Genomic DNA, 8,723 nt, shown 5'->3' with positions numbered 1-8,723 from the left:
TCTGCGGGGCGGACTGAACTTCGAATCCTGTTTGCGTTCGACCCTGACCGGCAGGCGATTCTTCTACTGGCTGGTGACAAAGCCGGAAACTGGACACGCTGGTACAAGAAGAATATCCCAGTCGCTGATGACTTATTCGACGATCACCTGCGCACACTGAAAGGAAACTGAGCAACATGTCCCTAAGCTATCGAGAATACCTCGCCAAGCACCCGGTAGACCCCGAGACCCGCGCAGAAATTGAAGCGCACAAGGCGCGTATGCTTGCAGAGGTCCGCGCCTACCGCCTACGCGAACTGCGTGAACAAGCCGGGTTAACACAAGCCGAACTCGCTGAACGCATCGGTGTCGGCCAACGTCAGGTTTCCAAAATCGAACACGGAGACCTCGACAACACCCGCATTGGCACCGTGAGACGATACCTCGAAGCCGTGGGTGGAGAACTGACAATCGAGTATGTCATGGGCGACCACCGCGTGCAGGTTGCCTAGACCTTCCGCACGTCAGAACCTTCTCAAAAAAGCACGCAACCCTGGCCAGGGTCACCCGCGAACATTCTCCGAAGGGATCGACTCACTAGCGGAGTTGTCCTCCGCACGATCTAAGCCAGACTAGAATCGCCTCAGCATCCTCATGACGCTTAGGCGGTGCCTTGTTATAGGTGACCTGACTTCGCGGTTGTGAAAGCTTCCGAATACAAAATTGGCCATCATTGCCGACCGCAATGATCAGCGGTTGATCCGCCACTGCAAGACCGCTCGGGACCAGCGCGGGGCACTTACCGAATTAGTGCTTCTCAACTCTGGCCGATGTGATGCGTTGGCGTTCGCGTTCTTCAACGGCTCGCATGAGGCGTTCTTCGACGTCCTCACCGGCTCGAATGCCTCGTGGCAGACGGTAGTAGAAAAACGCGCCAGCAAGCCACCAACCGAGAAAAATCACCCACGGCTGCCAACCCAATTGCGCTGGCATACCGGGTAGGTACTGACCTAAGAGCGCAATGGTCAAAATGACCGCGAACCAACCGATGATTTCGCCCCCTCGCCCGGCACCACCGACCCGCAACGGTCGTGACATATTCGGTTCACGACGTCGCAGGATTAAGAATGATACCGAGACCAGCAGGTACGTGATCACGATCATTGGTGACCCGGACTCAACCAGCCAATCCAGCATGGCAGTACCGAAAAACGGTGCGACGGCAGAAACCACACCCAGCAACACCAGCGCATTGACCGGGGTCTTATATGTAGGGTGCAGCTTGGATAACCATGCTGGTAGCATGCCGGTTCGCGACAGCGCATAAATCATGCGTGAAGCGCCGATCAGCAGGGAATTCCAGGTTGTCAGGATCCCTGCTAGACCGCCAGCGATCAGGATGTTCGCCGCAGCTTGTGAGTTAAACATGTTAAACACTGCATCCGCGGTTGCCAGGTGAGAGTTTTCGAGCTGGTCACCGGCAAGTCCAAGGGCGGTCGAGAAGATCACCAGGATGTACCATAGCGTTGCCATGACCACCGAGATGACCACCAGGCGACCTACCTGGCGGGGTGGCACGTTGGCCTCTTCAGCAGATTGCGGGATGACGTCGAAGCCCACAAATAAGAATGGCACCGCGATCATCACGGCAAAAAATCCGCCCACCCCCGGGGTAAATACCGGTTCCAAATTAGCGGCCTCACCACCGGTAAATACACCAGTGAGCAGCATGACGCCGACCAATAACAGGAATAGCACGACGAAGGTTTGGACCATACCGGCGATCTTGGTGCCGCGAATGTTAATCCACGTCAACACGACCGCCGTGAGCACACCGATCAGCGCCCAGGTCAGATGGACTTCAAATCCGGCGATCGTCCATAACGGCAGGTGATTGATATTGGGCCAGATGTATTCAATGGTGTTGGGTACGGCCACAGCCTCAAAAGCAATGATGGTGACATACCCGCCAATAAACCCCCAGGATCCAATGAACGCCCCGTGGGGACCGCGAGCGCGAAGGATGAAGTTGTGTGCACCGCCGGCCCGTGGCATTGCTGAGGTGAGCTCGGCGTACACCAGTCCCACAAAGGCCATAATTACGCCGCCCACCAGAAACGCTAGGGCCGCTCCACCAGGGCCAGCATCTAGCAGCCAGCCTTTGGTCAGTACCACCCAGCCGAAGCCGATCATGGCTCCAAAACCAAGGGCGAGTACGTCTTTATTGGACAGGGTTTTGGCTAGCGAGACCTGTTGTCCCTGTTGTTTGGTCATTTTGGTCATGATGTACTCTTCTCGTAGTTACTCACATTGGATTCAAGAAGGCGGACAGAATCGTCATCTGGTGTGTTGAGCCAATACCGAATAGCGGCCTCATCGGCATTGAGTGCCGGCGGGGCCTTGTCGTAGGTGATCTTGCTGCGTGAGTAGTCGATGGGGTGTTTGACCGTGGGAACCTGTTCGGCGCCGGCGGGTTGGACCGGTTCTAAACCAATGTCGTCGGCGAACTGCACACCCTGGGCGATGGTAAAGACTTCAGAGCACGGAATTTGCACTTTCCGCAGCTGGTCAACCCACACCGACGCCGTCTTATGCTGCAGTCGAGCCTCAAGCTCGGTGCGCAATTGCTCACGGTGGGCATTTCGGGCCGGGTTGGTCGCATAGCGCTCGTCGTCGGCAAGCTCCGGGACGCCCAGGGCTTCGGCGAGCCTGCGGAATTGGCCGTCATTGCCAACCGCGATAATCAACGACTGATCAGCGGCAGCGAATGGCCCGTACGGGGCAAGCGAGGGGTGATCATTGCCCATACGCTTGGGCACCACGCCGCCGGCCACATAGGCGGAAGTCTGATTCACCAGCCCAGACAGCGCCGAGGACATCAGGTTCACCGCGATATGTTGACCTTGGCCACTGTGCTGGCGTTCTTGCAGCGCTCCAAGAATCCCCACGGTGGCGTGCAGGCCGGTGACGACGTCGAAAATCGCGACCCCGGCTTTCTGACCGGCAGCATCGGGTTCGCCGGTGATGTCCATGAGCCCGGAAGCCGCCTGGGCTAACAGATCATAACCGGGCAGGTGGGCCCCGCCCTTGGTGCCGAAACCGGTGATCGAGGCGTGCACCAGGTGTGGGTACCGTTGTGCAACGGCGGCGGGATCCATGCCGAATTTTTTCAGCCCACCGGGTTTCCAGTTTTCAATGAACACATCAGCTTTGGCGAGTAGTTTGTGGGCGGTGGCCAGGTCGTCGTCGTTTTTTAAATCCAGGGCGATCGCGTGTTTATTGCGGTTCACGGATAAGAAATAGGTTGCTTGATCGTCGCGGACCGGCGGTTGCCAGGCGCGGGTATCATCGCCGGTTGGAGACTCAACTTTGATCACGGTCGCACCCATATCTGCCAGCAGCATGGTGGCATACGGGCCGGCCAGCACGCGGGAGAAATCGGCGACGACAATACCGTCGAGCACGCCGCGGGATGAAGAACCTGGTGTCATAGTCATAGCTCCATGCTGGGCACGTTGGCACACCAATGCAAGATCGATGTTGGAAACGCATTGATGCGTCTCGATCTGCGCAATGATGCGGCCACGCGGTTGCTGCGTGGGCGCCCGTTGGCTACCGTAAAAGTCATCACGACCAAACCGCACAAGGCCCTCAAGCCGCTTGATTCCTGGAGTATGCATGTCGATAACGCAACGCCGAAACTCAACAACCGACCTGTTCAATATTGCGTTGATGCTGACCGAGGAAGAACTCCAGGTCCGTGACACCGTCGCCGAGTTCGTGGACCGTCGCGTGCGCCCAAATATCGCCAAGTGGTTTGATCAAGCCACCCTGCCCATGGAACTCATCCCGGAAATGGCCGAGCTCGGCCTATTTGGCATGCACATTGACGGCTACGGTTGTGGCGGCCGCTCCGCGGTGGAATACGGTATTGCCATGCAGGAAATGGAGGCCGGCGACTCCGGGCTGCGCACCGTGATCTCCGTGCAGGGGTCGTTGGCAATGACGGCGATCGCCAAGAACGGCTCCGAAGAGCAAAAACACACCTGGCTGCCCAAAATGGCCACCGGTGAAGTGATCGGGTGTTTCGGGCTGACCGAGCCGACTGCGGGTTCGGATCCATCATCCATGACCACCTACGCCAAGCTGGTTGACGGCCAATGGGTGCTCAATGGTGCGAAGCGTTGGATCGGGTTGGCCACCGTGGCCCAGATTGCAATCATCTGGGCGAAAGTTTCGGTTGCCGATGCCAAGGCCGCCGGAGTGCACCCCGACGGCGATACCCGCCCCGACGACGAGATGGTAGTGCGCGGCTTCATTGTGCCCACCGAAACTGTGGGCTATCGTGCCGAGGCGATCGAACAGAAACTGTCGATGCGGGCTTCACTGCAGTGCGATATCTTCTTGGAAAACGCGCGCATCCCGGTGGATGCGATTCTGCCCCACAACCCCGGGCTACGCGGACCATTCCAGTGCTTGAATGAAGCTCGCTACGGCATTGCCTGGGGTGCACTGGGTGCAGCACGCGACTCGATCGAAGCCGCACTGGACTACGCCTCGACTCGCATGCAGTTCGGTAAACCACTGACCGCCTATCAGCTGACGCAAAAGAAGCTGGCCGATATGACCATTGCCCTGAATAAGGGCCAGCTGATGGCCCTGCAGCTTGGGCGAGCCAATGACGCCGGAACCATGGATCTGCATCAGATTTCGATGGCGAAACTTGATAACGTGCGAGTAGCCATCGAGATCGCCCGCGAATGCCGCACCATACTGGGCGGTAACGGGATTACCGGTGAGTACTCACCGTTGCGTCACGCCAACAATCTGGAATCTGTACGCACTTATGAGGGCACCGATGAGGTGCATACGTTGATCGTTGGTCAGAAACTGACCGGCCAGGCGGCCTTTAGTTAAAGCGTTGTCAAACAGAAGGGTGGCGTTCGTTGGCGGCCGTGACGATCGTTGCTTGCCGACGGCGCCCCAACCACCAACGCACAACAGGTAGCGCAACCACAATGAGCACAACGGCAATCCAAATGCCAGCGGCAATCGGCTGGGTGATAAAGTATGTGAGGTCACCGTTTGCTGCGGTCATGCCTTGCCGGAAGTGGCGTTCAACCAGCGGGCCTATCAGGGTGCCCAACAGGACGGGCACCAGCTGGAAGTTGTAGCGCAACATGAAAAAGCCGATGACGCCAAGGGCGGCTGCTACGAACAGGTCAAACCAGCTCATGCGGAAGGCATAAACACCGGCCCAGCAGACCGTTACCACTGCTGGTAGCAGCACCCAGTTTGGGACCCGCAGCACCGCAACCCAGACTCGGATCAGGTTCACATTCAAGATCAGCAGCATAACGTTGCCGATTAATAGGGAAGCGATTAGTCCCCAGAATAGATCTGGGTTCGTGGTCACCAGTTGCGGTCCGGGCTGGATACCGTGGACCTGCATCGCAACCAGCATGACTGCAAGGGTGGCAGAAAACGGGAGGCCTAATGCCAGCAGCGGGATCATCGATGAGGTCGCTGCAGCATTATTGGCAGCCTCTGGTCCGGCCAAGCCGGAGACGGCGCCTTTGCCAAATTTGTGCCGGTCGCGTCCGACGATGGATTCTAAGCGATAGGTCAGCAGGGTCGACAACGAGATACTCGGGCCGGGCAATAATCCCAGTGCAAAGCCAATCCCGCTGCCGCGAAACCAGCTGCCCACAGAATTGTGCATATCCGATTTCGACGGGATCAGTTCACGCCAGCGCAGCGACCCAACGCGCGGTATGGAACCTCGTTGAATAATGATGCGCAGGATTTCGGTCAATCCGAAAAGGCCCACCGCGAGCGCGACAATGCTGACACCCTGGGTGGCTTCGCGGACACCGAAGGTAAAACGTGCCTGGCCGCTGATTGCGTCTTCACCAAGCACCCCGAGTAACAAGCCAAAGCTCAGCGGCAGCAATCCGGCGGTCAAGGACCCACCCATAATGCGGGCAAGCACCAGCAGCCCGCCAAGCGTGAGGGCAAAATATTCAGCTGACCCAAAAACCACCGCCACTTGGGCTACCGGTGCGGCCACCATACTCACCACGATCACGCTGCCGGTACCACCAATAAAGGAGGCAATCGCGGTGATCCCCAGCGCGGGCCCCGCCCGACCCGCTCGAGCCAGTGGATAACCTTCAAATGCTGAGACCACCGAGGGCGCATCACCTGGAATATTCAAAAGTACCGACGTCGTCGAACCACCGTACATGATGCCGTAGAACATCCCAGAAATGACGATCATGCCCGTGAGCGGGTCGAAGACATACGTCAAAGGTAGCAAGATGGCTGCACCGGATACCGGACCGATACCGGGCACCAGCCCCATGATGGTGCCCAGTAGCGCTCCCACGAGTGCCGCGATGAGGTGTTCGACGGTGAAGGCAACACTGAGCCCATAGAGCAAACCTTCCCAAGGGTTCATGGCAGTCCAATCCCTAAGAGGCGCTCAAAAACAAACCAGATGCCAAAGGTTATCGCCGTCATGACCACCGGAATTTTCCAGTGGAATCTCCCCTCGATCATGATGGCTAATACGATGGCGCCCACCAGTGCCACGGGGAGGAACCCGAAGATGGGTAGTAGGACGGCCCCGCCCAAGATGACCGCGGCCCCGATGCCGAAGCGTCGCCAGGCGATGGGTTCATAACCGAAAGTGGCACCGCGTGCCTCAATCAGTGCGATGACCGAGGCAATTGCCATCAGTCCTGCCACCAGTAGTGGAAACAGCCCAACTCCGGGGCGATCCAGTGTACCCAGGTCATATTGGGTCCAAGAAACCCTGGCGACTACTGCGGCTACGAGCAGTCCGAGGACCCCAGCGATGCGCCACACGAGGGTGGCTGAGCGTTGCTCAACCTGCGTATCGGTCGGGGCGTCTTGGGTGGGTTGCTGTTGTGTCATGGTGTGCGATTAGGGCTCGAGAACAGCATATTCTTCAATAAGGCTTGCGATTTCTTCCTGGGTCGCCTCGTGATCCAAGGTGGATTGCGGCAAACCGAGGCTCTCAAGCGTATCGGCCCATTCTTCGGATGTGACCAGCTCATTCATCGCTGCAATCATTTCCTCACGTAAGGACTCGTCTAACCCATCGGGGCTGACGATATAGAAGCTGGTGCCCATGGGAACCTCCAGACCAAATTCTCCGATCGTCCGGGTATCTGGGTTTTCAGGTTCGGGTTCCTCGGCTAGTACGGCCAAAATATTGACGTCACCCGAGTTGATCTGTCCCTGTACCCCGGCTGTTGTGGACACTTGAGCGTCCACTTCGCCGCGCATCACAGCCAGAATGCCTTCGCCGGCACCGTCGGTGTAGGGGACACTGCGCAAATTCCAGTCATTTTGCTCGTTGAGCAGCTGGACGGTTAGGTCTGTTTGGGCGCCCTCACCGGTGACGGCGATCGACAATTCAGCACCCGAGTCGGCTTCTTCAATGAAGTCTTCCATGCTGGCAAAATCGCCGTCAGCGGCAACCATGAGCGAAAATGGCGATTCGGCAACTTTGGCGAGGGCTTCATAGCCTTCGGTTTGATCATATTCCAGGCCGTCTTCCACCAGTGGCTGCCAGAGTAACCCGTTGGATGTTGCCAGTGCTAGGGTCGTTCCGTCAGCTTCGGCGCTCAAGGCTTCGTTCATAGCAATGGTGCTGGCCCCGCCTGTGCGGTTGATCGCTGTCACGTTAATGCTGTGTTCACTTTGCAATTGGTCACCGATCCCGCGGCCGATCAGATCCGGGGTGCCCCCGGGGCCGAATCCGATGAATATCTCCAGGTTGGAATCGGGCCAGGCGGCGTCATCTTGGCTTCCTGCGGCAGTACAAGCAGTCAGGGGCAATGCGAGTGCAGCCAATGCGCCGATGACACGCAATGGGGTTGTCAGCTTCATGGGTGGCAAACCTCCGGTGTGGCAGAAAACGGTTGAGAACAACCAAGAATGAGAGCATCACTCATGCTATTCGTCCGGTGGATCGATGATACTGGCAGCTGCAACTCAAGGTAACAATACTTTGCCTATTGTCAGCCGGTCGGCGATGATGTGAGCGATACTGTGTACCTCAACTACGGAAGGCGACTGGACACGTGCCACGGATTGGATTTTTTACTCGGCTACTCGAGAAGGGTACTGCGGCTCAACGCTACGATTGGGCTCTACAGCAAATTCAACAGGCTGAGCGTGCTGGCTTTGCCACCGCCTGGATTGCGCAACACCATTTCAATGCTGACGAAGGTGGGCTGCCGACCCCGTGGCCATTACTCGGTGCGGCGGCACACGCTACCCAACGAATTCGCTTAGGCACCGCCGTGGTCACCCTCCCTCACGAAAATCCGGTTCGGGCCGCCGAAGACGCCGCGGTGGTAGATATCCTGTCCGGTGGTCGGTTGGAATTTGGCGTTGCTCCGGGTGCCAGTGCTGAAAACCTGACAGCGCTGGGGTATGCCAACACCAACGCTCGTGAACTCTTCAACGAAAAGCTTCCGATTCTGCGTGCGGCCCTGGCTGGAGAACCACTGAGTGCCGCCGGGTTGGTGCTGCAACCGTTGTCGCCGGGCCTGAATGATCGCATCTGGCAAGCAACCTTTTCCCCCAATGGTGCCGCCCGTGCTGGGCAAGCCGGTGATGGGCTGATGCTGTCTCGTATCCAGCCGGGATCCGAAGTTGGTCAGCTGGTGGGGGATCTACAAATGCCGATCATCGACACATATTGCAAG

At 57.8% G+C, this 8,723-nt stretch carries 9 protein-coding genes; 4 read left to right on the top strand and 5 right to left on the bottom strand.

The window, feature by feature from the left end; translation table 11 throughout:
* The first annotated feature begins 24 nt into the window (after positions 1 to 24).
* Both K8V32_RS01305 and relB read left to right on the top strand, forming a co-directional pair.
* Complete coding sequence (locus tag K8V32_RS01305; protein WP_369681025.1) at positions 25 to 171, top strand: type II toxin-antitoxin system RelE/ParE family toxin; 147 nt, start codon at positions 25 to 27, stop codon at positions 169 to 171.
* 5 nt (positions 172 to 176) lie between these two features.
* Entirely contained in the window at positions 177 to 491 is a 315-nt protein-coding gene (gene relB / locus K8V32_RS01300; protein WP_303901688.1) for a type II toxin-antitoxin system RelB family anti-toxin, read from the top strand.
* Positions 492 to 786: 295 nt separating this feature from the next.
* On the opposite strand, the gene K8V32_RS01295 is transcribed toward relB, so the two are convergent.
* Positions 787 to 2,262 (bottom strand): APC family permease, encoded by a 1,476-nt coding sequence (locus tag K8V32_RS01295; RefSeq protein ID WP_369681024.1) that lies wholly within the window; start codon positions 2,260 to 2,262, stop codon positions 787 to 789.
* A complete protein-coding gene (locus K8V32_RS01290) occupies positions 2,259 to 3,476 on the bottom strand; it encodes a CaiB/BaiF CoA transferase family protein (RefSeq protein WP_303901685.1) in 1,218 nt (405 codons plus the stop codon). Before K8V32_RS01290 ends, K8V32_RS01295 begins: the two co-directional genes overlap by 4 nt.
* 181 nt (positions 3,477 to 3,657) lie before the next feature.
* On the opposite strand from K8V32_RS01290, the gene K8V32_RS01285 reads away from it, so the two are divergent.
* Positions 3,658 to 4,896 (top strand): acyl-CoA dehydrogenase family protein, encoded by a 1,239-nt coding sequence (locus tag K8V32_RS01285; RefSeq protein ID WP_303901682.1) that lies wholly within the window; start codon positions 3,658 to 3,660, stop codon positions 4,894 to 4,896.
* Positions 4,897 to 4,903: 7 nt separating this feature from the next.
* Here K8V32_RS01285 and K8V32_RS01280 read toward each other — a convergent pair whose 3' ends face one another.
* Genes K8V32_RS01280 through K8V32_RS01270 form a run of 3 tightly spaced genes read right to left on the bottom strand, consistent with a single transcriptional unit; the run spans position 4,904 to position 7,899 of the window.
* Positions 4,904 to 6,439 carry a tripartite tricarboxylate transporter permease gene (locus K8V32_RS01280; RefSeq protein ID WP_303901679.1) on the bottom strand — a complete coding sequence of 512 codons (1,536 nt, stop codon included), beginning with the start codon at positions 6,437 to 6,439 and terminating at the stop codon, positions 4,904 to 4,906.
* The gene (locus K8V32_RS01275; protein WP_303901675.1) at positions 6,436 to 6,918 is read right to left on the bottom strand and encodes a tripartite tricarboxylate transporter TctB family protein; all 483 of its coding nucleotides are present in this window, start codon (positions 6,916 to 6,918) and stop codon (positions 6,436 to 6,438) included. Before K8V32_RS01275 ends, K8V32_RS01280 begins: the two co-directional genes overlap by 4 nt.
* A 9-nt stretch (positions 6,919 to 6,927) precedes the next feature.
* Entirely contained in the window at positions 6,928 to 7,899 is a 972-nt protein-coding gene (locus K8V32_RS01270; protein ID WP_303901672.1) for a Bug family tripartite tricarboxylate transporter substrate binding protein, read from the bottom strand.
* A 194-nt stretch (positions 7,900 to 8,093) separates the two neighbouring features.
* Here K8V32_RS01270 and K8V32_RS01265 point away from each other — a divergent pair.
* Positions 8,094 to 8,723: LLM class flavin-dependent oxidoreductase (locus K8V32_RS01265; protein ID WP_303901670.1), on the top strand; the 630-nt coding region annotated here is incomplete at its 3' end.

The organism is Enteractinococcus helveticum, assembly GCF_020742345.1.
Taxonomy (GTDB): Bacteria; Actinomycetota; Actinomycetes; order Actinomycetales; family Micrococcaceae; genus Yaniella; species Yaniella helvetica_A.
This window is presented reverse-complemented; position numbering and strand designations above follow the sequence as displayed.